This is a genomic window from Methanofollis fontis, assembly GCF_004297185.1.
GTDB lineage: Archaea > Halobacteriota > Methanomicrobia > Methanomicrobiales > Methanofollaceae > Methanofollis > Methanofollis fontis.
In genome coordinates, this window is sequence record NZ_PGCL01000002.1 from 88,646 (window position 1) to 111,581 (window position 22,936).

The following is a 22,936-nucleotide window of genomic DNA, read 5'->3' on the forward strand; positions in this document are numbered from 1 at the left end:
ATGGACCTGAGCACACATTACCGGGAACTGGACGCCCGCTACTTCATGCCGGCCTTCTCCCGCGCCATCGAGATCGTGCGGGGCCGCGGCGCAATGGTATGGGACGCCGATGGAAAGGAGTATATCGACTGTGTGGCCGGCATTGCCGTCTGCAGCACCGGCCACTGCCACCCGGCGGTGGTGGAGGCGATCTGTGATCAGGCGCATGAACTGATCCACTGCTCCAACCTCTATTATGTCCCGCACCAGGCCGAACTGGCCGAGCGGGTTGTCGGGATATCTGGTCTTGCCGGCGGCAAAACGTTCTTCTCCAACTCGGGCGCCGAGGCGAACGAGGGGGCGATCAAGCTTGCCCGGCTTGCAACCGGCAAAAAACGCTTTGTCGCTTTCACCCACGGCTTCCACGGGCGGACGATGGGTTCGCTGGCGGTCACCCACAAGCCCGCCATCAGGGAACCCTTCGAGCCCCTCGAGCCGCGCTGCACCTTTGTGGACTTCGGCGACGCCGATGCCCTCAGGCGTGTGGTGGACGACGAAACGGCCGGCGTGTTCGTCGAACCGATCCAGGGCGAAGCGGGTGTGGTCCCGGCACCCGACGGATTTCTCGAGGAGGTCAGGGAGATCTGCGACAGCCGCGGCGCCCTGATGATCGCCGACGAGGTGCAGACCGGCATGGGCCGGACCGGGAAATGGTTTGCATTCCAGCATACCCGGGCCGTCCCGGACATCATCACGATGGCGAAGGGGATCGCCTCCGGGTTCCCGATGGGTGCCCTGATCGCCAGAGAAGGGCTGGAGTTTCGGACGAGCGAGCATGGCAGCACTTTTGCCGGCGGCCCGCTCGCCTGCGCCGCCGCACGTGCGACGATCGATGTGGTCGAGGGACTCCTGCCATCTGTCCCCACAAAAGGGGAGCGGTTCGCTCAGGCCCTCTCCTCCCTCTCGCCGCGGGTGCGCGGCCTGATGGTCGGGATGACGATCGGTGGGGTCTGTCCTGCGGTGGCGGGGCGCTGCCTGGAGCAGGGCCTCATCGTGAACTGCGCCGCCGACGGCAACCTGCGGCTGGTGCCGCCGCTCGTGATCACTGATTCTGAGATCGATGCGGCTGCCGGCATTCTTCTTGCGGCGGTGGAGGAGAGCGGGCGGCGGACGCCGTGAAGAGATCACCTGCCGGAACAAGAATGCAACCAGAACCCGATTACCGCCAGCTCGATGCGGAATATGTGATGCGGGTCTTTTCCCGCGATCTGATGATGGTCCGTGGCGAGGGGGCGCGGCTGTGGGACGATCGCGGCAACGAATACATTGACTGTGTGGCCGGCATCGCCGTCTGCTCCACCGGTCACGCCCACCCGCGGGTGGCGGCGGCGATCGGCGAGCAGGCACAGAACCTGATCCATGTCTCCAACCACTATTATATCCCCGGGCAGGCGGAGCTTGCACGCCGCCTGGTCGGGATCACCGGCATGGAGGGGGGGCGCGTCTTCTTCTCCAATTCCGGCACCGAGGCGACGGAGGCGGCACTGAAACTGGCGCGGGTCAGGAGCGGACGGACACGATTTCTTGCATTTACCAACGGATTCCACGGCAGGACCTGCGGTGCGCTCTCGACGACCTTCAAGCCCTCCATCCGAACTCCCTTCCTCCCCCTCCCCTATGAATGCTCGTTTGCCGATTACGGCGACCTTGAGAGTGTCGATGAGATGCTGGACGGATCGGTGGCGGCGGTGATCGTCGAATCAGTCCAGGGTGAGGGGGGCGTGGTGCCGGCACCAGCGGGTTTCCTGAGTGGACTGCGGAGACTCTGCGACGATGCCGGCAGCCTGCTGATCCTGGACGAGGTGCAGACCGGCTTTGGCCGGACGGGGAGATGGTTCGGTTACCAGCATGATGAGATCACCCCTGATATCGTCACGATGGCAAAGGGGATCGGCAGCGGCTTCCCGATGGGGGCGATCGTGGCGCGTGAGGGGCTGGAGTTCAGGCCGGGCGAGCACGGGGGAACCTATGTCGGCGGCCCTCTGGCCTGCGCCGCCGGGAACGCCACAATCGATATCATCGAGGAGATCCTTCCTGATATCCGGCGGAAAGGCGATCTCTTTGCAGAGGCGCTCTCCGCCTATAATCCCCGGCATGCCGGGCTGATGCTGGGCATTACGGTCGGCGAGCGGTGCGGGGATGTGCAGCGGCGCTGCCAGGAGAACGGTGTGCTTGTCAACTGCACGAACGGGCATATCAGGATCGTCCCGCCGCTGGTGATCACTGATGAAGAGATTGAGAAGGCTGCGGAGGTGATTGATGAGGCGCTCTGTTCGGTCGTGCTATGACGGTGAGGGGGGCTATGTGTTTGCCGAGAGCCCTGACGCTATCGCACGAAAAAAAGGCATTTCACAAATCGCACGGCTTGCGAGCAATGAAAACCCCTTCCCGCCGCCGGAAACGGTGATCGAGGCCGGCGTGGCGGCGCTCAGGCAGGCGAACCGCTATCCTGAGGCGTCCCCGGAACGGCTGATGGCGGCGCTCAGGCGGTGCCACGGCGAGTACTCGTTTATCATCGGGAACGGCATGGATGGTGTGATCGAGACGGTGATCCGGACCGTGGTGGACCCGGGTGACCGGGTGGTGATCTCCACCCCGACCTTCTCCTTCTATGGGCTTGCGGCCACCGCACAGGGTGCGCGGGTCGTCCAGGTGCCGCGGGAGGCGGACTTCTCGGTGGACCCCGGACGCTTTGCCGAGGCCTGTCGGGGGGCGAAGGTCGCCTTCCTCTGCTCGCCGAACAACCCCACCGGCAATGCCTGCCCCATCGAGACGGTGCGCGAGATCCTGGATGCGACCGACTGCCTCCTCTTCCTGGACAATGCCTACGTCGAATTCTCTGATATCGACTACCGCCCCCTGATGCGGGACTACGACACCCTCATCGAGGGGAGGACGATGTCGAAGATCTATTCGCTGGCCGGACTGCGTTTCGGCTATGCATTTGTGCCGCCATGGCTTGCGCCCCACCTGAACCGGGCGGGCACGCCCTTTGCGGTCAACGCCGTGGCATGCGCAGCGGCGGAGGCGGCGCTGGGTGAGGCGGGGCACATCGAGCGTACCGCCACCCATGTGCGGCGGTGGCGCGAGCGCTTCGTCTCCGCCATCCCCTTTCCGGTGCTGCCCTCGGACGCCAACTTCGTGCTCATCGACGTGGCCCCGCTCGGCGGGGACGAGGCGTCGGCCCGCCTTGCCGAACAGGGAATCATCGTGCGCTCGTGCCGGAGTTTCCCCGGGCTTGAGGACCGGTATATCAGGGTGAGCATCGGGGAAGACTGGGAGAATGAACGCTTCCTGGCCGGGATTACACAACTATGATGACCTGCATCACCGGCACGCCCGGTACCGGAAAGAGCACGGTGGCCACCGAACTGGAGCGGCGCGGCCATCGGGTCGTGCGGGCAGGGGAGACGGTCGGCGCCTATCTCCTGGGGGACGACCCTGAACGTGAGACCCATGTCGTGGACGCCGAAGCCTGGGCGGCGGCGTTCACCCCTGTGGATGGTATCGTCGAGGGGCACCTCGCCCATCTGCTCGGGTGCGACCGTGTCGTCGTGCTCAGGTGCCGGCCCGACCTGCTGACAGAACGCCTCGCCCGCCGGGGGTATGGACAGGAGAAGATCAGGGAGAACGCCGAGGCCGAGGCCCTGGACGTGATCCTGATCGAGACGCTGGAGAGGCACACTGATGAGGCGGTGCTGGAGGTCGATGTCACCGATATGAGTGTATCCGGGATCGCCGATCAGATTGAGGGATTCGTGGCAGGGAGGGTACCGCCCGCCTCCGGGCTGGTGGACTGGTCATTCTGGCTGCTGGAGGGGGCATGACCCTCGACCGCTTCCGCCCCTATGTGGCCGGTCTCATCGATCCGCCGGTCCGCCTCTCGGTCAGGCTCGGGCTCACCCCGAACTTCTTCTCGGTCGCCGCCCTTCTGGCGGCGTTTGCGGCTGGGTATGCGTTCTACCTGGGCTGGATCGCTGCCGCCGTGCTGCTGGTGGCCGGGAACGCCGTCTTCGACGCCCTTGACGGTGCGCTGGCGCGGGAGCTGAAGATCGCAAGCCTGCGCGGCGATTTCATCGACCATGTCTCAGACCGCTATGCCGATATCGTGATCATCGTCGGCATATTTGCCGGGGGGGCGGCATCCTGGCAGATCGGGGTTTTCGCCCTCACCGGCGTATTGATGTCCTCGTATATGGGTACACAGGCGCAGGCCCTGGGCGTCGGGCGATATTATGGTGGCATCCTCGGCCGCGCCGACCGCCTGGTGCTGCTGATCATCGCCGGTGTGCTGGACCTGGTCGTCGGATCACCGGTCTTTGGCCTCCCCTATCTCGGCTGGCTCCTCGTCATCTTCGGCGTCCTCGGGCACTATACCGCCCTGCAGCGTATCCTGTATGTGTGGAAGCGGATCTGAGAGATTTTCCCTTTTTTTTGTCTATCTGTTTTTCCGTGAGGGGAGGGTCCCATATTATCGGCCATCGGAGGTCTCCACAATATACAGGTGCCCCTGTTCACCCTGAAATGTAGTGAGTGATCCGCTTCTCTCTACGTCACAGCGCATCGGTGTCTGATCGGGTGAGACATCGGTCACCGTGATCGCTCCTGCGCGAGTATTTTCTGATCTGAAGGGGATGAGATGGCTGTATCGACATTCCTGAAGGTCGATGAAGTAGGTGGAATCATCAATCTGTCCGGTCCGAATTGCGGGTTTGTCGATCTGCCAGTAATATGCCTCTCTGAGGGTCATGAACTGGACATTCTTCCCGGTGAGATAGCGGATTATTTGATCGAACTGTTCGGTTCTGGTGGCATTGAGGCGACCCCCCTCATCAAGAAATGACCAGTCATGCAGGTAGATTAGATAAAATTCCTCTGATGAGGTGTTGAATTCATCAAAACTCCTGAAAAAATCCTCATAACTCCTGTGCATGGGGGGGGAGTAACTGGATTCGTATTCAAAACTGCTGATAAAATTGGTCAGATAACAGGGATAACCGGTCATATCGGTGATGATCGCATATCCATGCATTCTGGCTGCCCGGGATGTGTCCACATTCCCGCTGCTTTTCGGGGGCACAAAGGATGTCGGGCGGTAATTGAGGAGATCTTCGATGATTGCGGTCCCGCATCCGATCAGGTGGGACTGCTCTTCATAGGATAGGGGAAAAAAGGATTCATGCGCGTATCCATGTGTTGCGAACTCCACCCGACTTCGGTCGAGTGTATTTAAATATTGGGCGGTTTCCGGATATTTTGCCAGTTCTGCCGGGATAATTGCAAATGTGACCTTGATATCGTCTTCGGCACGGGTGGCGATCCACCTGACTGCAGGAAGAGCGGTGGCGTTGCCAACATCGTCGTCCCGGATGATGACTTTTTTTGTATAAAAGGGATTGTTCTCGTCCATTGATGCCATCATCAGGTAGCTGTCTTTCAATTCTTCACCCCACCGTGTCTGGATGATGGTGGTCTGATGGACCACTGCATAGGCGGTGAAGGTCAGCATCCCGGCAAGAACGATTGACAGGACGATCAGGACCACGGCATCTGCCTTGTTGAGATCGGATCGTTGCTGTCCATGGTCTGTCTGCCTGAGGAGGATGAGAGATGCTCCGACGGAGAGCAGAACCATTCCGGGTATGAGAAGCGGAATAATGATGCCGTGTACACTCAGGAGGGGGAATGTATCCACGAATCCCGGTGCTATTGCCACAAGAGTGATACACAGACCTGCAAGAACGACCCCGCTATAAAACCGGCTTCGACCGTCCATCCTGCTCCTTCCTGATGTTTCCATGTATTAATCTTTTCTGAATGGAATCATCGGGACGGGGGCCGCATTGAAAAATCACCTCATGCCGCGTCCTCAGGGGTGTGCATGAGCGAGGACATGGGCATATCAGATAGGATCCTGTTCGGTCCCGTTGATATGCCCTTCCTCTGTTCTGTCATCGGGGAGAGAGGGTTAAAACCAGGCGTCCAGCGTGCGCTGTCCAGACCGCACACCGATCTTTTCGAGTGCCGCCTCCACCCTGCCTGTTGAGAAGGCGTATTCGTCACAGAGCATCCCGATGATCCCCTCTCTGTCTGCTTCTCCCCACTCGAGGCGGTAATCGGTCGAGACCGGGGGGTTGAGGAAGAAGGAGCGCACCGGTTCGGGATCGAACTCAGGGGCTTTCTCCTCCAGCACTTTCTCGAACTCTCCCTTTCCGACAATCTTCAGGGCGGTCTTCGCCCCGACCCCCCGTATCCCCGGGTTGAAATCGGTCCCGACAAGGATGGCGATCTCGACGAGCTGTTCCCGGTCCAGGGAGAGACCATTGAGGACGGCGGCAAGTTCGATCCGTTCGGGCCTGACCACGACCGTCCTACCACGGAACCGCCGTTTCCCGGAGACCGTCAGGTTTCGGACCAGCGAAGGGGCGCCAAAGAGGAGGGCATCGTAATCCTGTGATGCGGCGGCTGAAACGTCCCCCTGCATTGCCATATACGCCGCCTGGGCCTCTCCCTCGCTCGGCGCAACACACCAGGGGATGCCCATCAGGTCGAGCAGGCGCTCGGACGACGCGATGATCGCATCGTCGATACGGGCCGACTGCCGGGCCTGCCGATAGGCCTCCTCGGTGTCCCCGCGGACCAGTGCCTCCTTCCAGCGTTCACCTGCGGCGTCCCTCACCTCGCGGCGTTTTGCCACGGTTTCGGCCTTCAGGTCCGGGGGCGCGCCGTCGAAGACATAGACCGGGCGCATCCCGCTCTCCAGGAAGTTGATGTTCCTGAAGAACAGTCCCGAGAGATGGGACGTGATCCGTCCCTCGCCGTCCATCAGGGGCGTGCCGTCAGGCTGCCTGATGATCGTCAGAAACTGGTAGAGTGCATTGAATGCATCCACGGCAATGGCGCCACGGAGGGTTCCGGGGTCCACATCCTGCCGATAGTCCTCAAGAATATCCCTGAGTGCAACACCCATGTTCGATCAAAAAATGGTTATCTGTACATCCTGCGAGAGAGATCGCTTACTGTCGCATCGATGTGCTGCACCGTATTGTCGTATTTCTGTGCCATCATATTGGATATCTCCTCAAGGTTCACCCGCATCGTCCGCTCCCGGGCGATGACGCTGGCATCGAGGCGCTGTATTTTATACCCGAGGGAGAGAAAGAGCCCGCCCAGGGAGAGCATCATCAGGGTCACCGCCACCGCCATGGTCAGGTCCTGCCAGACCCGCCAGACCAGTACAAGGGTGGAGACGACAAGAAGGATTGTGAGAACAATGTCAACGATGACTTCACGGATCTCCATGCTTTTAGATGATAACGAACCATTAATTAATCTAACGATACTAGAAGAGGTCTGCAATGGATATCAGGAATAACGCCCCCCTCTTTGCGATGCCGGTCATGCTTCTTGTGGTCGAGGCGATCGCGATCCTTCTCGCTCTCCCCCTGCAGTCTGCAGGCGTCGCCGCCTTCGAAGACCCGACATCGGTTGCAAATCCATTTATCTTCCTGGGGATCCTGCTCGTCTTCACCCTGCTCATGCTCCTGCTGATCAGGCTGGGCGGGAAGCGGGTGATCCTTGCACTGATAGCAGTCTCGATATTTTTCACCTTCTACTACGTCTTCTGGACATTCTCAAGCCTTCTGGCAGGGCCCGGCCTCTATGGTGTCATCGGGGCACTCTGTATGGCCGCGGGAGCAACCGCCCTCCTCTTTCTCTACCCGGAATGGTATGTGATCGACGGCCTCGGTCTTCTGATTGCAGGGGGGGTCGCCTCGATCTTCGGGATATCGCTTGCTGTCCTGCCGGTGGTCATCCTTCTCACGCTGCTCGCCGTCTATGACGCCCTCTCAGTCTATCGGACAAAACACATGATCACCCTGGCCGAAGGGATCATCGACATGAAGACCCCCATCCTGTTTGTGATCCCGAAACGCATGGACTACTCCTACAGACGCGAGGGGATGGACCTTGCCGAGAAAAAAGAAGAGCGAGGGGCCTTCATCATGGGGATGGGGGACCTGATCATGCCTTCCATTCTGGTGGTATCCGCGCAGGTCTTTCTTCCCGGAGCAGCGATTGGACCACTCTCAATCCCTTCAATCGGGGCAATCGTAGGTTCAATCGCCGGTATGGCGCTGCTCCTTCACTTTGTGCTCTCAGGGAAGCCTCAGGCCGGTCTCCCGCCCCTCAATGGTGGTGCCATCCTCGGTTTCCTCATCGGGTGCGCACTGAGCGGGAGCTGGGGATGGCTCACGATACTGTGATCTGATCAGGTCCAGCATCCCCTCAACACCCTCGCCGGTGGCAGTCGACATGGCAGGACGGTCCCCGGTCGAGGTGATGTCCGCCTTGTTATCAACCACGATCATCGGAACCTCCGCCATCTTTTCAATGATTGAGAGGAGGCGATACTGGTCCTCGATCGGGTAGCCGCAATACTCGCTCGGGTCAAGGATGAACAGGATCAGGTCCGCCGTATGAACGATGGCCGAGATCGCCTGCTCTTCGATAGCGTTGCGCTCCTCCTCGGGCCGGTTCAGGAGTCCGGGGGTGTCAAGGAACTGAATCCGATGGCGTCCTTCATACCGGTGCCCGACGATCACTCCCTTGGTGGTGAAGGGGTAGGATGCCACCTCTGGCGCCGCCGATGACACCTGCCTGATAAAGGACGATTTGCCCACATTCGGGTATCCGGCGATCACCACGGTAAACTCGTCGTCCCTGACATCGGGAAGTTTTCTGAGGACATTTCTGGCATCGTTGAGGAAACGAAGATCCCTATCGATCTGGTGGACGATGGATGCGATCCGTGCGACGGCGCGTTTTCGCATCGCTGCCGTATCCTCTGCACGCCGGATCCGCCTCCCTCCGTGTTCAAAACCCATGCGCTTTGTATGCATCGCCGCCCATCCAACATTGCCGAGCGCCATCCGCAGGCGTTCAATCCCGAACAACGCCTCGACAGTGTCCCGATAGAAAGGAGGCTGGGCCTCAAACACCGGGAACGACTGGATCACGTGGACCAGGCGGTCGTGGACTGCGCTCGAGACCGCCCGGACAAACTCCTCGTTGGCGCGATCCTTGTTGGCCTTTTTTCGCATTTTCGCGGCGGCACGTCGGAAACTCCGGTCCAGTACTTCGTCGGCCGTTGGCACGGTCGGAATCCGTTCAAACTCCAAGGCTCCCACAACCATGATATTTATAGTGGGTCATAAAAAACTCCTGTATGGATTTGTCTCTCATCCAGAAAGAGATACTCATCACACTTATCACCCTCTATCATCGCCACTCACGCGCCATCAAGGGCGAGGAGATTGCCGAAGTCCTGAAACGCAACCCCGGGACGGTCCGAAACCAGATGCAGTCACTCAAGGCCCTGGGCCTTGTGGACGGCGTGCCGGGGCCGAAGGGTGGTTATAACCCCTCCACCAGTGCCTACACCGAACTCGATCTCGGCACGTATGATCGGGACTCCCATGTCATCATCAGCCGTGGGGGCATGGAGATACCGGGCGTGAACGCTGCGGAGATCGACTTCACCACCCTCTGCCACCCGGATATCTGTCATGCCCTCATCAAGATCATCGGCAGCGTGAAGGTCTTTGAGATCGGTGACGAGATCACCATCGGACCGACGCCGGTGAACAAACTGATGGTGAGGGGAGAGGTGTTTGGCAAGGATGAAGGACAGAGTTCGCTCCTTATCTCTATTATTGAGATGATCTCCCTCCCGAAACAGTCCATTCGCCACTATATGAGTGCACCTCTCATCTCCCTCCCGCCGCATGCCACGCTTCATGATGCCATGCGGACCTTTGCGCACAACCACATCCACGGCGCTCCGGTCATGGATGGGGATCGTCTTCTCGGTATCGTGACCCTGACCGATATCGCCTGCAGTTATGAACGCGGCACCGATTTTTCCGCCGCGGTTACGGAGGTGATGACGCACGATGTTGTCAGGGCAGACGCAGATACCCCCTTTTATGACGTGATCCGGCGCTTCAAGGAGCGGGAGATCGGGAGACTGATCGTCGTTGATGAGGACAGACCGATCGGCATCATTACCCAGTCAGACATCATTGGAGTCTTCCCGGCACTATAAACAGGGTGGTAACAGGCAGAAGTCGGAACAAACCACCCACAACTATAAATATGGGCATCCACATTGACAGATGTGTTCTTTCAATTCTCTCATCTCTGATGAGGCAGGATTGGGAAGAGAGGTGATATATTATGGGCGAACTACCGATTGCACCTGTGGGGAGAATCATCAAGAACGCCGGCGCCGAGCGGGTCAGTGCCGACGGTAGCGAAGCGCTGGCAGTGCTGATGGAAGAGTTTGGGACGGCGATGGCAAAAGAGGCGATCAAGCTCACCCGTCATGCCGGCCGCAAGACCGTCAAGTCCGTCGACATCAAGATGGCAGCAGAGATCCTCAAATAAACTCCCTGAAATTCAATGGGATATGGAATTATCCCTCTTTTCAACAATTTTATATAGCGAGGAAGCGCACCCAGTTTCCATGAGCAAGATTTTTTCCCGCACTCTCGCCCGCAAGCGCGTCATGAGCAATGACGGCATGGTGATTGGACAGATCAAGAACCTGATGGTCGATCTTGACACCGGCGAGGTGATCGATCTCATCGTCAAACCGGAGACCTCATTCGACACTTCTGGATACCGGATGGACGGAGAGCAGATGCTCATACCCTTCGAGGCGGTCAAGGACGCCCGTGACTATATCGTTGTCGACCGTTATCTCTCAAAAAAATAGGGGCGCTGAAAAGGATATCGCCCTATTTCAGACTATTTCCGGGCGGTATTTCTCAATAATTTCGACGAAACCGTCCCCATATTTCTTTTTAGAGACGTAATCGGCGGCTTTTCTCAGATCGTCGGTTGCATTGCCAACGGCGGCACCGACACCGGCGCGGCGGATCATATCGGTGTCATTCTCGGAATCTCCGATTGCAAGAAAATCCGAGGGTTCCAGCCCCATGAGAAGGGCGAGGTCGCCGAGGGCCGAACCCTTTGATATTCCTTCGTACTGGAGGTGGATCGCAAACCCGGTATCGATCACCCGGACCGGCATCCCCTCGATCACCCCCGCCGCCTCGACCGGATCGACGGTCCGCGCGAATGCAACGTCGGCGAACCGGTATTCGGGGGAGTAGAGTGTCAGCACCTCTCCCTGCGCGATGAAGTGCTCCTCAATCCGGTGATACGCATCCCAGCAGACAGACTGGCGACCGGTGACATGGATCTGCCCATCATAACGGAAACGGTAAAGGCCGCCGTTTTCGCCGATAATGCTGCCGTCGGTCCCGATCATCTTGCAGAGCATGTCAAGGGAGCAGACCGTATTCCCGCTGGCAACAACCACCGTTATGCCGGCGTCCACAAGACTCCTGATCGTCCTGATCGCCTCGGTGGAGAGACGCCGCCGCCGGTCGGTGAGTGTACCGTCGATATCAGTTATAACCGCCTTCAGCACGACAACGACCACCTCAGGGTTTGAGCCCGGTCATCTCGACGACAAACGCCGCCTCGCCGTCAGGTAGATTCGGACTGTCCACGAGTTTTGCAATCCTGCGCCCGCCCTTGCTCTTGCGGAGGTAGAGCCTGAACTTTGCGGCGTGACCGACGATGTTGCCGCCGATCGGTTTTGTGGGGTCGCCAAAGAAGACGCCGGGGTTGGACTGGACCTGGTTGGTGACAAGGGTGACGGCATTGTACTCTTCGGCCAGTTTTGCAAGGTCGTACATGTGCCGGTTCAACTTCTGCTGCCGCACCGAGAGGGTGCCCCGTCCCGCGTATTCTGCCCTGAAGTGGGCGGTCAGTGAATCGACGATGATCAGTCTGACCGGATATTCGCTCTCCTTCAGTTCATTGCAGAGGTCGCGGGCGCTGTCGACGAGGAGCATCTGGTGGTCTGAGGTGTATCCCTTCGCCACATGGATACGCTCGAGGAATTCGGTGAACGGCGGCACCTCATACCCGGGGACCTCCAGACCGTCGACCATCTGCTCGATGCGCTCCGGACGGAAGGTGTTCTCGGTATCGATATAGATGCACGAACCGCCGAGGCCGCCGAACTCCTCCGGGATCTGGGAATTGACCGCCATCTGGTGGGCGATCTGACTTTTCCCGGAACCGAACTCGCCATAGACCTCGATGATCGACTTGGTCTCCATACCGCCACCGAGGAGGGTGTCGAACTCCGGGACGAAGGTCTGGAGTTTTTTGACCTCTTTACGGTCCTCGAGGACGGCAATGCCGGTCTTGAAACCCCCGATATCGGCGATTTCCCGTGCCCCCTTGATCATCTTCTTTGCGGTTGATTCACCGATCTCCGCCGCCTCGGCGAGGTCGGCGGGCGATGCGGTTGCGATGCTCTCCACCGTGGCGTATCCGGCCTCCCGCAGTTTGTCCGCGGTGGTCGGTCCGACGCCGGGGAGGTCTTCAAGATCCAGAGAACCCTGTGACATGGTATATCTCACTCCGTCTGTATTGATTGGTCACACACCAGCAGAAGAAGGTGCGGGAAGCCCGATGCGCGACGACTGAAGCGTGGCATGCGGGCACACATATCATTTACGTATCCTGCATATACGTCGCGGCCGTGTGCGGTGTGAAAGTGTATCCCGGGCCCGCCCCCATCCTGTATCATGCATCCGGATCCGCCCTCAAACGTGCCATCACGCCTTCAAAACGCCGTTCGAGAGACTGAATTGAGAGGGCGACACGTTCAACCGAATGCGGCGTGATCACCCTTCCGTGCACCGTGCCTTCAGCCCGCACTTCCAGACCGGGCAGGAGATCGCCGCCGATGAGATATGCCTCGGTGCCGTTGTCGATCGTCGGTCCATAGCAGGAGGGGACGACGGTGCCCTCGAAGGATATCTCTCCCCATTCCGCCGCCGGCAGATGAATATGACTCCCCTGTCCGACGGAGATCTCAAGGGTCCTGTCCCGTCCCTCTCGCCCCCGGGCATGCCAGACGGTGATCGCATCGCCCGGCAAAAGCGCCGAGAGGGCGTGGTCCCCCCAGAGGGCCAGACGGACCGTGCCGGAGTCGTCCGCAAGGTCGATGTTCCTGACCCGGGACTCCCGCCCGTTGCGGGTGGTGAACGACCGCGGGGGCATGACGGCGGTGACCGTCCCGGAGACCGAGACGTATGCGCCGGTCTGCACCTCCGCAAGTGGGGTGATCGGAACGGACACCTCATCCTCTGCAGGTGAGATACGCCCGCGATCGTTCAGGGAAAACTCCACCTCGTCACCCCGGAACGATGAACGGACCCCGCTGATACGCACGCTCTCTCCTGCCTTGCAGCCATCCAGAACCGTCGGTTCCCAGCAGACAAGCCGCGCCGTACCGCTGGCGTCACCGATGAGCAGCGGCACCATCGCCCCTTCCCTCCCGTCCCGTCGCGAGAAGGTCTTCTGCTCGCCGATCAGGATGATACGAACGACGAGATCGCCGCTGCCTGTGGGATCGGCGCACCGCAGATCTGTCTGGAGCGGACAGTCGATGATCACATGCGACTTTCGCAGGGCAAGCGCCGTAACGCTCCTGCCGCCCCGTGCCGAGAGTCTGCCGATCACCTCCAGCACCTCCCCGCATTCAATCTCACCCGCTGCTCCGGCCTTTTCGTCCCAGAGCAGCACCTCAACCCTGCCGGTGGCGTCACCAAGAAGAATGGAGGCCCTGAATCCCTCTTCGCCGTCAGAACGCGTAAACGTTTCGGGTTCGCCGGCCGAGAGCACTTTACCGAAAAAAGAAAAGAGTGTCGGGCCGGGTTTTATATCGCGGATCCGGAGGTGACGCCGCCCGCAGTCGGCGACGACCAGGAGGGCGGCGGCATCTTCGTCCAGAAGGCCGCCGGATTCTTCAATCCGGGTGAATACCCGCTTTTCAAACTCTTCCCGGCTGATCAGATCGTCGACGAGGGCGTAATGAAAATTCACATCATCTCTTCCAGAGGGGGGCCGGATCGGTCATGGTGGCGGTGATGTCGTCAAGGGATTCGGCCCGGCGCATCAGGGCATGGCGTCCGCCGCTCACCGCAACCTCTGCACACCTCGGACGGGAGTTGTACTGGGAGGACATCGAGAAGCCATAGGCCCCGGCATCCAGGACGGCGATGAGATCCCCGGCACGTGGGGCGGGGAGGGGGCGGTCCTGGGCGAGCAGATCTCCGGTCTCGCAGATCGGGCCTGCGACCGTATAGGTGCCGTCTGCCGGTTCTGCCGCCCGGTTTGCCACGATCACCTCATGGTAGGCGTCATACATGGTCGGACGGGCGAGGAGGTTGAATCCGGCGTCCACATTGACGAAGGTCCGGTGGGCCCTCTTCACCGAGTTCACGCCCACGAGCAGGACTGATGAGTCGCCGACAAGCCAGCGGCCCGGTTCCACCCAGAATGCGGGGTCGATCCCGCATTCCGCGATCCCGTCCAGGAACACCGGCATGACGGCAGCCGCATACTCCTCAGGCGTGGGAGCGGGATCGGTGTCATGATGGTAGGGGATCCCGAGACCCCCGCCGACGTCCACAAACCGGAGTCTGACACCGATATCGGTGACCTCGCGCGCCACGTCCACCATCACGCCCGCCGCCCGCGCAAAGGGTTCGACCTCCAGGATCTGTGATCCGATGTGGCAGTGGATGCCGACCGGTTCGATATGCTCGCATGCAAGCGCCTCCGCATATGCCGCACTGATCTCTTCGGCAGGGATGCCGAATTTGCTCGTCCGAAGACCGGTGGCGATCTTCGGATGCGTCGGCACTTCCAGGGCAGGATTCACCCTGAAGGCGATCTCTGCCGTCTTTCCGGCCTCGGCCGCGGCGGCGTCGAGCTGCGTCAGCTCGTCGAGCGAGTCCACGGAGACTCGAACACCGGCTTCGACTGCCCGGGCGAGATCTGACCGGCTCTTTGACGAACCGTTGAAGAGGAGGAGTTCAGGTTTCATGCCGGCCCGGAGTGCGAGATCGAGTTCTCCGGATGAGAACACGTCCGCACCTGCTCCCTCCCGAGCGAGCGCCTGCATCACGGCGAGGTTCCCGTTTGCTTTCGCGGCGAAGAGCACCTGCACCTGTGGGTAGCGTTCGGAGAGGCAATCGCGAAAGCGACGGTAGTTCCCGGTGATCCTGTCAAGATCGGTGACATACAGGGGAGTGCCATAGGCTCCGGCAAGCGCTGTGGTGTCGATCCCGCCGATGTTCAGGTGTCCCTCTTCCACCGAGAGGTGCTGGGGCATCTTCATGCTCCGATCCTCCCGATACGCTCCACGGCCTCCTGGATACGCTCCACCGAGCGGGTGATGGCGAACCGCACATAGCCCGCTCCGCTCTCACCGAAACCGACGCCCGGTGTGACGACGACGCCCGCTTCATCGAGGAACCGGGCGGCGGTTGCCATACAGTCGTCCACCGGCATCCAGACATAGAAGGTCGCCTTCGGTGCCTGCACATCGTAGCCGAGATCACTGAGACCCCGGACCAGAGCGTCCCGCCGCTCCTGGTAGACAGTGCAGGCATCAGCGATGCACTGCTGCGGCCCGGAAAGAGCGGTGATCGCTGCATGCTGGACTGCATCGAAGACCCCGGAATCGACATTGGACTTCACCCGACCGAGGCCCGAGAGCACTTCCTTGTTGCCGACGGCCATACCGATCCGCCATCCGGTCATGTTGTAGGTCTTGGAGAGGGAGTGCATCTCCACACCCACCTCCCGTGCACCGTCCGCCTCCAGGAAGGAGGGCGCCCGGTAACCGTCGAAGGTGATCTCTGAGTAGGCGTTGTCGTGGACGACGACGATATCGTGCTCCCGGGCGAAGGCAACGACCTCATCAAAAAAGGACATCGGTGCCGTCGCCGCCGTCGGGTTGTTCGGATAGTTGAAAAAGAGGAGCTTTGCCCGCTCGAGAACATCGCCGGGAATATCCTCGAGAAGCGGGAGGAAATTATTCTCTTCAAGGAGTGGCATGAGATGGACCCGTCCCTCGGCAAAGAGGGTCGAGGTGCTGTAGACCGGATACCCGGGGTCGGGAACGAGCACATACTCGCCGGGGTTCACGAAGGCCTCGGGGATATGGGCAATCCCGTCTTTGGACCCCATCAGGGCGACGACTTCCTCTGCGGGATCGAGCGAGACCGAAAACCTGGTGTTGTACCATCCGGCAACCGCTTCGCGGTACGCGGCCATTCCTTCGTACGCCGGATAATGATGGTTTTTCGGATCTTTCACCGCATTGACCATCGCATCGACGATGTGACCGGGTGTCGGAAGATCAGGGTCGCCGACACCGAGGTCGATGACATCAACACCTTCCTTTCTCTTCTGGGCCTTCAGGGCATCTATCCGGGCAAAAAGATAGGGTGGCAGGTTCTCCAGCCTCTGCGAATACATCGTCTGATCTATTGCTGGATAAGAATAATTAAGTTCGCACCGCCCGGGAACAGGGGGGTGGCAGGGTGCAGCAGTGCAGAATTGTGATCAGGGGTTTTTGTTCTGATCGGTCTGAGCGGCGAGGTTGCAGATCAGATCGCGAGCGCACGGTCCCTCGTCAAGACCGTCCAGGGCCCCCTGCGAACGTACCTGCATGCAGATATCACACATCCGCAGGCCCATATTCCCGACAGTGCCCGACACCATGTCGTCAGCAAGCTCCTGGATCGACAGGATCGCCGGGTCTCCGAGTTCTATTGTGCATCCTCGCTTCTTCGATGCGTACTGGGATACCGAGGCGGGGGTAATGTCCAGCATGGATGCCACTTTCTTCTGAGAAAGTCCTTTTATTATCAACTCCTGCACAAGGGATGCGCGGATACAGGGAAGAATGAGCCATACACCAGTCTCACAGGGAAGTTTCATGCAATCACAATCCATAAATCGGGAGAGTTCCGATTAACAATTGTTAATCCGAAATCATATAACCATTGGGAACGTGTCAATTGCCGCGGGGCGTTCGGGCAGATCGGGAGGGAGAATGGATCTCTACAGCTATACCGGAATACAGGTGAGAAATGGAGAGATCAGGAAGGTGACAGATGATATCTGCATCGAGAGCAGGTTTGATCTCTTCCTGAACGATGAAAAAGTAACCGGCATCGTCGCTTCAGACGAGCAGATCCGGGAACTCGGTGCAGGTTTTGTGATCGCCGAGGGGCTCTGCGATCAGATCAGCGGTGTCGTTGTGGAGGGCGCGCAGATCCGGGTCACCGCGCCCGTCCGTCCGGGCGGAGAACGGGTGCTGGAAACTTCAGGGGGAACCGCATTTGTCGGGGAGCTGCCGGTGATTGCGACCGACCTCACGATCGGCATCGAGGATGTCTATCGGATGACCGCGGCCATCGAGTCCGAGGACTGGCGCCGCACCGGGGGTCTCCACTGCTCGGTTCTGTTCTGCGACGGCGAACTCTGCGCCAAGGCATGTGACGTGGGACGGCACAACACCGTGGACAAGGTGATCGGTCATGCCGTGCTATCCGGGCTTGACCGCTCGCGGTGCGTGATCGGATGCACGGGCCGCCAGCCCTCGGGTATGGTGTCCAAGGCTGCACGGGCCGGGATTCCGATCATCATCTCCAGGGCCGCCTCGACCGATGGGGGGATCAGGACGGCGTCCGGGTCCGGGATCACGCTGATATGCTTCTCCCGTGGTGACCGCTTCACGATATACACACACCCGGAGCGGGTAGACGGAGTGGGACGGTGATGCTGTCGTCCGACCGTTACATCAGGCAGAAAGAGACCGTCGGCGAGGGTGGTCAGGAACTCCTTCAGGCTGCCACCGTCCTGATCGCCGGCGCTGGAGGGCTTGGAAGTCCGGCAGCGCTCTACTGTGCCGCTGCAGGTGTGGGAAGGATTCGGATTGTCGATCATGATGCCGTCGAAGAGAGTAACCTGAACCGGCAGATCCTCCATACCGGGGATGCAATCGGCAGACCGAAGGTGGTCTCTGCGGCCGCCCGCATCGGGGCATTGAACGATGACGTCGAGATCGAACCCCTCAGACTCCGGATCGACCCGGAGAGTGTGGGGACGGTTGTGCGCGGTGCCGATCTGATCATCGATGCCATGGATTCCTACGAGTCGCGGTATATCCTCAACACGGCGGCCCTTGCGGCCGGAATCCCCCTGATTCACGGGGCGGTGAAGGGTTATTATGGGCAGGTGACGGTGATCCGGCCTGGTGTGACCCCCTGTCTCCGATGCATTCTGCCCGTTCCTCCCGCACCGGAGAAGACAGACGTCATTGGCCCCACGTGCGGGATTGTCGGTTCCATTCAGGCGATGGAAGCGATAAAGTTGATAACCGGAGAAGGAAAGCCCCTTGAAGGCAGAGTTCTCCTCATTGATGGAAAAAACGGTAGGGCTGATGAAATGCCAGTCGAACGTGAGGCTGAGTGTCCGGACTGTGGCGGCATTATGAGACCGCCCATGGAGGAGTTATGAATACACAGAATTCTATGACAGATACAAATACCGGGCAAAAAGGGCTGATCCTTCTCGGTTGTCCCGAGGCGCCGGCACAGGTGAGTCTTGCCCTCCATCTTGCGCATGGTCTTCGGAGCATGGGCCTGGATCCGGTGATCACCGGCAACCCCTCGTCCCGCAAGCTCGTGGAGATGGCGGATCCTGATCGGCACTACTGTAGCGGGATGATAGATCTCGATGCGTGCATCGAGTCGATGGCGACGGGCGAGGCAGACTATGTGGTCTCATTTGTCCTGATCCATATTGAGAGCGGAGTCAGTTACGCGGGAACCCTCAGCGCCATCTCACAGGGCAGGGTCGTTGCAGTGGTGTTTGGCAGGGATGCGGACAGTCTTGCCGATCTGATTGATTTCCCGTGTGAAAAGGTTGTGGTGGCAACGGTTCATAAACCCGGTCCGCTCAGGGCGGCGATTGCAAAGGTGATGACATGGGATGTGTAGAGTCCCTGAAGTACGAGGTTCTCCTGAGACACTGTAGTTTCAGGGAGTACAGGGAATATATTCGGAAAAATTACCCCGAGAATTATGATGTGATGCCGGGTTACCGTATCTTCGATCTGGCGCTGATCGGTGTACCGCCCATCCCCATCGGTGTTGACGGCGATCATGTGATCTTTCCCTATACAAAACCCTGTCACGGCACGTTCGTTCTCAGGGTCGAGGGGAAAGAGGAGATCGAGCGGTTGAAGAGGATGAAGAAGTGAGAGTGAAGGTGCGGGCGTTTGCCACGTTCAGGAAGGTCCTCAGTGTGGAACAGGACGTGGACCTGCCGGACGGTTCCACGGTCGGCGATCTGGTTGTTATGCTGACCGTTGCACATGCGGGCCTCACTGATGCACTGTTTTCTGCACCCGGTGTGTTGAGAGATCATGTAAACATTCTCAGGAACGGAAGAAACATTCATTTTGAAGAAGGACTCGGCACGCTTCTGAGAAACAATGATGTCGTCGCCCTCTTCCCACCTGTCGGTGGAGGATGAATATAAAAAAATGAAGTCAGGTGTGGCCTGTCAGAGGCAGGGAAAGGAACGGCGTCCATGCCCCCCCAGAATGGACCGCCTCCTTCCTGCCAGCAGATCGGGGCTGCCTGAAAAGATCCCCATCCACTGTTATCCGCATGTCCTCGCGGACAATGCCGTGATGAACTCCGGCAACCAGCATGTGGTACCGTCTCACCTTCTGTCCCGGTGGGGACAACCGGTGAGGCCGGCAGGCCTGTACTTCCTTTCGTACCTGTTTTACCAGTAGGTGCCCCGTCATAGCATGCGTGAATTGTGTCCCCCCACGTTCACAATTCATCTCCCTCTCAGGGGCAATGCTCTCTATTACAATGTCAGCATATAAATGTTTCGCATGCCCGAACTCTCGATATGGTGGCAGGATCAAAAAATACTTCTAATTTAGTAGATGTGCACATTGCAGCGGCAATCCGATATGGGTTTATCTGTTCAGATGGACTCTCATATCTCTTCTTCGTCCAGAAGGAGGGTGAATACCCCGATGATGGGCCAACCTAAAGTTATATATATTAAATAACAATATATGATATAATTTGTCGATTATGGATCTCTCCCGGCCGCATATCCTTCTGGTCCGCCGGTGCGGTGAAGATCCCGTGCCCCTGAGGGAATGATTGACAGCGCACAACACACAGTATCTGCCTGGACCGTCACCGGACAGGTTATTGTATCATGATGCGATTGTTCTCAGGAAATTCATGATCGGCACCGGATACCTCATTGTCCTTGTTCTCACCGGTCTGCTCGTCGGGACACTCTCGGGTATGCTCGGTGTCGGCGGCGGTTTTCTGATGGTGCCCATCCAGTTATGGCTCTATTCATCAACAGGACTGCCCGAGGACCTTGCACTCAGACTTGCCCTCGGCACCAGTCTTGCGGTGATCATTCCGACTGCGGCAAGCGGGGCGATCGGGCACCACCGGAAGGGTGCGGTCGTATGGAGAGCTGGGTTTCTTCTTGGTGTATCCGGAGCATTCGGTGCCGTGGCAGGGGGTCTGCTTGCAACGCACCTCCCTGCAGAACCGGTCGAGATCTTCTTCGGTCTGATCGTGCTGGCGGCGGGCATCAGGACGATCGCCACCCGCGGTTCTGAACGCTGGGATGTTCCGAAGATCCCTGATCGCCGCTATCTCATATGGGGAGTGCCGGTCGGGGTGGTCTCCGGACTTGCAGGCATCGGGGGAGGCGTACTCCTGATACCTGTCCTCACCTCTGTGTTCAGGTTTGAAATGCACCGTGCGGTCGCCACCTCGACTGTCGTGATGATCTGTGCTGCCACCGGCGGCGTGCTCACCTACCTGATCGGCGGTCTTGGCATTCCCGGTCTCCCCGAATGGACGATTGGTTATATTGACCCATTACAGGCGTTCATTATCGCGGCGACATCGATACCGGCGGCGCAGGCGGGTTCCGTCATCGCCCATCGCATCCCGTCCCGCGTCCTCAGGATCGGTTTTCTGCTCCTGACAGGGTATATTGGACTGCGTATGATTGGTGTATTCTCATGGGCCGGCATCACACCCTGAAGGGATGCTTTATCGGGGGAAGGGGAGAATGCCATGCCCATGAACGCCACCACCCTTCGCCATGCGGCCATGCTGGTTGCCGCCATCATCATCACAAATCTGGCCGGGATCATCGGTTCATTGTTTACCGCGCCGAATATCCCGGTCTGGTATGCGGGTCTTGAAAAATCCTCTTTGAACCCGCCTTCATGGGTGTTTGCACCCGTATGGACCATCCTTTTCATCCTGATGGGTATCTCCCTCTACCTGTTCTGGCGTGAAGGGCTGGAAAGACCGGCGGTCAGGATCGCAATCGTCGCCTTTGCGGTCCAGCTGGTGCTCAACACTCTCTGGTCCATCCTTTTCTTCGGTCTGCGCTCGCCGTTTCTTGCTCTGATCGAGATCGTCATTCTCTGGGTGGCGATTGCCGCAACGATCTGGCTGGGCTACCGGGTCTCCCGCCCCGCCGCCTATCTGCTCGTCCCCTATATTCTCTGGGTGAGTTTTGCGGCATACCTGAACTGGACGATCTGGGTCCTCAACCCCTGATGCACCATACGGAAAGATCGATATACCGGGACGTGGACATTCATCCACGTACATCCCCCTCCTCATCGTCTGTGCCGTTGTCGTCCTTATCGCTCTCAGACAGGCGGTGGGATTTCGCATTGCCATCTGGCAGATTATGCTCCTCGGAGCGATTGCAATGCTTTTCACCGGATCGGTGGGCCCGCTGGACGCCCTCAGGGCGATTGATCCCGGGATCATGCTCTTCCTCTTCTGTATGTTCATTGTGGGCGGCGGCCTCCACAGAAGCGGTCTCCTGGTGAGCTGGAGCGAACGGGTGTTCGGAAGAGTCCGGAGCGGTGCCGTCTTCATCGTGCTGCTGGTCATGGGTGCGGGCGCCGGTTCGGCACTCCTGATGAACGACACCCTTGCGGTTATCGGGACTCCTCTGGTACTCGGGTGGGCTGCACGAACGGGTATACGTCCACAAACACTGCTGTTTGCCCTTGCCTTTGCGGTGACCACAGGGAGTGTCACCAGTCCGGTAGGAAATCCGCAGAACCTCCTGATTGCCACGCAGGGAGGAATGGATCAACCCTTTGTCGAATTTTTCGCCATGCTCTGTGTGCCGACGATCATTGCACTCCTCCTTGTCTGTGCTGCCATTTTCTTCTCTGATCGTGCTGCATTTCACCGGAAGATCCCGGTGGCAGCAGCACGACCCGAGACACCGGACGAGCCCTCCAGTGGTGTTCTGCCTGCTGTGGCACTCGCCTCCATCCTGGTACTGATCGCCGTCCGCATCATCGCCGGCATTATCGGCGGCCCTGAGATCCCTGTCGTGGCAATCGCCGTTGCAGGGGCCATTCCCCTTCTCATTGGGCCAGGGAGAGGCGATCTGATCCGTGGGGTCGACTGGGCGACGCTCATCTTTTTTGCCGCCATGTTTGTTGTGATGGCCGGCGTCATGCAGAGTGGTGCGGTCCCGGTTCTGCTCGAATGGTGTGGGACCGGTGTCCCGACGATTCCGGTGATCATCGGGGGGAGTATCATTGCCAGCCAGTTCATCTCCAATGTTCCCTGCGTCGCCCTCGTCCTCCCCCCGCTTCTCGGCAGCGGAGGGGGCGTCAGAGAGATGTGCGCACTTGCAGCAGGCAGCACAATTGCAGGGAATCTCACCGTCATCGGGGCGGCGAGCAACGTGATCATCTGCGGTGAGGCCGAGCGGCGGGGCAAGGCTCCCGGATATCTGGAATTTTTTATCGTCGGTTTTCCGTTGACAATTCTGCAGGCGGCCGTCTATTACGCATGGCTGACCCTGATCTGATTTCCCAGGGCCGCATTCGGTAAAATTA

27 protein-coding genes are annotated in these 22,936 nt (G+C 59.2%); 17 read left to right on the forward strand and 10 right to left on the reverse strand.

The window, feature by feature from the left end; genetic code table 11:
* From CUJ86_RS04110 to CUJ86_RS04130, 5 genes are read left to right on the forward strand one after another with little or no spacing between them, the layout of a single operon-like run.
* Positions 1–1,158: an acetylornithine transaminase gene (locus CUJ86_RS04110; protein WP_130646305.1), complete on the forward strand. Its 1,158-nt coding sequence runs from the start codon at positions 1–3 to the stop codon at positions 1,156–1,158.
* Entirely contained in the window at positions 1,155–2,327 is a 1,173-nt protein-coding gene (locus CUJ86_RS04115) for an aspartate aminotransferase family protein (RefSeq protein ID WP_328590940.1), read from the forward strand. The genes CUJ86_RS04110 and CUJ86_RS04115 overlap by 4 nt, the downstream gene beginning before the upstream one ends.
* Positions 2,299–3,357: a histidinol-phosphate transaminase gene (gene hisC, locus CUJ86_RS04120; RefSeq protein ID WP_130646307.1), complete on the forward strand. Its 1,059-nt coding sequence runs from the start codon at positions 2,299–2,301 to the stop codon at positions 3,355–3,357. The genes CUJ86_RS04115 and hisC overlap by 29 nt, the downstream gene beginning before the upstream one ends.
* Positions 3,354–3,866, forward strand: a complete 513-nt coding sequence (locus CUJ86_RS04125) for an adenylate kinase family protein (RefSeq protein WP_130646308.1) — start codon at positions 3,354–3,356, stop codon at positions 3,864–3,866. Before hisC ends, CUJ86_RS04125 begins: the two co-directional genes overlap by 4 nt.
* Entirely contained in the window at positions 3,863–4,456 is a 594-nt protein-coding gene (locus CUJ86_RS04130) for a CDP-alcohol phosphatidyltransferase family protein (RefSeq protein WP_130646309.1), read from the forward strand. Before CUJ86_RS04125 ends, CUJ86_RS04130 begins: the two co-directional genes overlap by 4 nt.
* Before the next feature lie 54 nt (positions 4,457–4,510).
* Here CUJ86_RS04130 and CUJ86_RS04135 read toward each other — a convergent pair whose 3' ends face one another.
* The 3 genes from CUJ86_RS04135 to CUJ86_RS04145 form a co-directional block, all read right to left on the reverse strand.
* Complete coding sequence (locus CUJ86_RS04135; RefSeq protein ID WP_165394772.1) at positions 4,511–5,674, reverse strand: polysaccharide deacetylase family protein; 1,164 nt, start codon at positions 5,672–5,674, stop codon at positions 4,511–4,513.
* A gap of 333 nt (positions 5,675–6,007) precedes the next feature.
* Positions 6,008–7,009, reverse strand: coding sequence for a flap endonuclease-1 (fen, locus tag CUJ86_RS04140; RefSeq protein WP_130646311.1), 1,002 nt, complete (start codon positions 7,007–7,009; stop codon positions 6,008–6,010).
* Positions 7,010–7,026: 17 nt separating this feature from the next.
* Entirely contained in the window at positions 7,027–7,341 is a 315-nt protein-coding gene (locus CUJ86_RS04145; RefSeq protein WP_130646312.1) for a hypothetical protein, read from the reverse strand.
* A 56-nt stretch (positions 7,342–7,397) separates the two neighbouring features.
* On the opposite strand from CUJ86_RS04145, the gene CUJ86_RS04150 reads away from it, so the two are divergent.
* Entirely contained in the window at positions 7,398–8,306 is a 909-nt protein-coding gene (locus CUJ86_RS04150) for a presenilin family intramembrane aspartyl protease PSH (RefSeq protein WP_130646313.1), read from the forward strand.
* Here the strand turns inward: CUJ86_RS04150 and CUJ86_RS04155 are convergent.
* Positions 8,199–9,221 (reverse strand): NOG1 family protein, encoded by a 1,023-nt coding sequence (locus tag CUJ86_RS04155; protein ID WP_130646831.1) that lies wholly within the window; start codon positions 9,219–9,221, stop codon positions 8,199–8,201. The genes CUJ86_RS04150 and CUJ86_RS04155 overlap by 108 nt on opposite strands.
* 47 nt (positions 9,222–9,268) lie before the next feature.
* On the opposite strand from CUJ86_RS04155, the gene CUJ86_RS04160 reads away from it, so the two are divergent.
* From CUJ86_RS04160 to CUJ86_RS04170, 3 genes are all read left to right on the forward strand, one after another.
* Positions 9,269–10,147: a CBS domain-containing protein gene (locus CUJ86_RS04160; RefSeq protein ID WP_130646314.1), complete on the forward strand. Its 879-nt coding sequence runs from the start codon at positions 9,269–9,271 to the stop codon at positions 10,145–10,147.
* A 131-nt stretch (positions 10,148–10,278) separates the two neighbouring features.
* The gene (locus tag CUJ86_RS04165; RefSeq protein WP_130646315.1) at positions 10,279–10,488 is read left to right on the forward strand and encodes a histone family protein; all 210 of its coding nucleotides are present in this window, start codon (positions 10,279–10,281) and stop codon (positions 10,486–10,488) included.
* A 79-nt stretch (positions 10,489–10,567) separates the two neighbouring features.
* Positions 10,568–10,819, forward strand: a complete 252-nt coding sequence (locus CUJ86_RS04170; protein WP_130646316.1) for a PRC-barrel domain-containing protein — start codon at positions 10,568–10,570, stop codon at positions 10,817–10,819.
* A gap of 27 nt (positions 10,820–10,846) precedes the next feature.
* Here CUJ86_RS04170 and CUJ86_RS04175 read toward each other — a convergent pair whose 3' ends face one another.
* From CUJ86_RS04175 to CUJ86_RS12050, 6 genes are all read right to left on the reverse strand, one after another.
* The gene (locus tag CUJ86_RS04175) at positions 10,847–11,539 is read right to left on the reverse strand and encodes a phosphoglycolate phosphatase (RefSeq protein ID WP_130646317.1); all 693 of its coding nucleotides are present in this window, start codon (positions 11,537–11,539) and stop codon (positions 10,847–10,849) included.
* Positions 11,540–11,552: 13 nt separating this feature from the next.
* Complete coding sequence (radA, locus tag CUJ86_RS04180; protein WP_130646318.1) at positions 11,553–12,533, reverse strand: DNA repair and recombination protein RadA; 981 nt, start codon at positions 12,531–12,533, stop codon at positions 11,553–11,555.
* A 178-nt stretch (positions 12,534–12,711) separates the two neighbouring features.
* On the reverse strand, positions 12,712–14,016 hold the full coding sequence (locus CUJ86_RS04185) for a hypothetical protein (RefSeq protein WP_130646319.1): 1,305 nt from the start codon (positions 14,014–14,016) through the stop codon (positions 12,712–12,714).
* A gap of 1 nt (position 14,017) precedes the next feature.
* Complete coding sequence (lysA, locus tag CUJ86_RS04190) at positions 14,018–15,316, reverse strand: diaminopimelate decarboxylase (protein WP_130646320.1); 1,299 nt, start codon at positions 15,314–15,316, stop codon at positions 14,018–14,020.
* Positions 15,313–16,461, reverse strand: a complete 1,149-nt coding sequence (locus CUJ86_RS04195) for an LL-diaminopimelate aminotransferase (RefSeq protein ID WP_130646321.1) — start codon at positions 16,459–16,461, stop codon at positions 15,313–15,315. Before CUJ86_RS04195 ends, lysA begins: the two co-directional genes overlap by 4 nt.
* Before the next feature lie 87 nt (positions 16,462–16,548).
* Positions 16,549–16,818, reverse strand: coding sequence for a hypothetical protein (locus CUJ86_RS12050; RefSeq protein WP_207231382.1), 270 nt, complete (start codon positions 16,816–16,818; stop codon positions 16,549–16,551).
* Positions 16,819–17,041: 223 nt separating this feature from the next.
* Here CUJ86_RS12050 and fdhD point away from each other — a divergent pair, with 223 nt between their 5' ends.
* The 8 genes from fdhD (at position 17,042) to CUJ86_RS04240 (ending at position 22,908) form a co-directional block, all read left to right on the forward strand.
* On the forward strand, positions 17,042–17,770 hold the full coding sequence (fdhD, locus tag CUJ86_RS04205; protein WP_130646322.1) for a formate dehydrogenase accessory sulfurtransferase FdhD: 729 nt from the start codon (positions 17,042–17,044) through the stop codon (positions 17,768–17,770).
* Positions 17,770–18,510, forward strand: coding sequence for a HesA/MoeB/ThiF family protein (locus CUJ86_RS04210; RefSeq protein ID WP_130646323.1), 741 nt, complete (start codon positions 17,770–17,772; stop codon positions 18,508–18,510). Before fdhD ends, CUJ86_RS04210 begins: the two co-directional genes overlap by 1 nt.
* A gap of 14 nt (positions 18,511–18,524) precedes the next feature.
* The gene (locus CUJ86_RS04215) at positions 18,525–18,992 is read left to right on the forward strand and encodes a DUF1890 domain-containing protein (protein WP_130646324.1); all 468 of its coding nucleotides are present in this window, start codon (positions 18,525–18,527) and stop codon (positions 18,990–18,992) included.
* Positions 18,980–19,255 carry a DUF1894 domain-containing protein gene (locus CUJ86_RS04220; RefSeq protein ID WP_130646325.1) on the forward strand — a complete coding sequence of 92 codons (276 nt, stop codon included), beginning with the start codon at positions 18,980–18,982 and terminating at the stop codon, positions 19,253–19,255. Before CUJ86_RS04215 ends, CUJ86_RS04220 begins: the two co-directional genes overlap by 13 nt.
* Before the next feature lie 8 nt (positions 19,256–19,263).
* On the forward strand, positions 19,264–19,530 hold the full coding sequence (locus CUJ86_RS04225) for a ubiquitin-like small modifier protein 1 (protein ID WP_268878242.1): 267 nt from the start codon (positions 19,264–19,266) through the stop codon (positions 19,528–19,530).
* 737 nt (positions 19,531–20,267) lie between these two features.
* On the forward strand, positions 20,268–21,095 hold the full coding sequence (locus CUJ86_RS04230) for a sulfite exporter TauE/SafE family protein (RefSeq protein WP_130646327.1): 828 nt from the start codon (positions 20,268–20,270) through the stop codon (positions 21,093–21,095).
* A gap of 39 nt (positions 21,096–21,134) precedes the next feature.
* On the forward strand, positions 21,135–21,623 hold the full coding sequence (locus CUJ86_RS04235; protein ID WP_130646328.1) for a TspO/MBR family protein: 489 nt from the start codon (positions 21,135–21,137) through the stop codon (positions 21,621–21,623).
* Positions 21,624–21,711: 88 nt separating this feature from the next.
* Entirely contained in the window at positions 21,712–22,908 is a 1,197-nt protein-coding gene (locus CUJ86_RS04240) for an SLC13 family permease (protein WP_328590956.1), read from the forward strand.
* Positions 22,909–22,936: the final 28 nt, after the last annotated feature.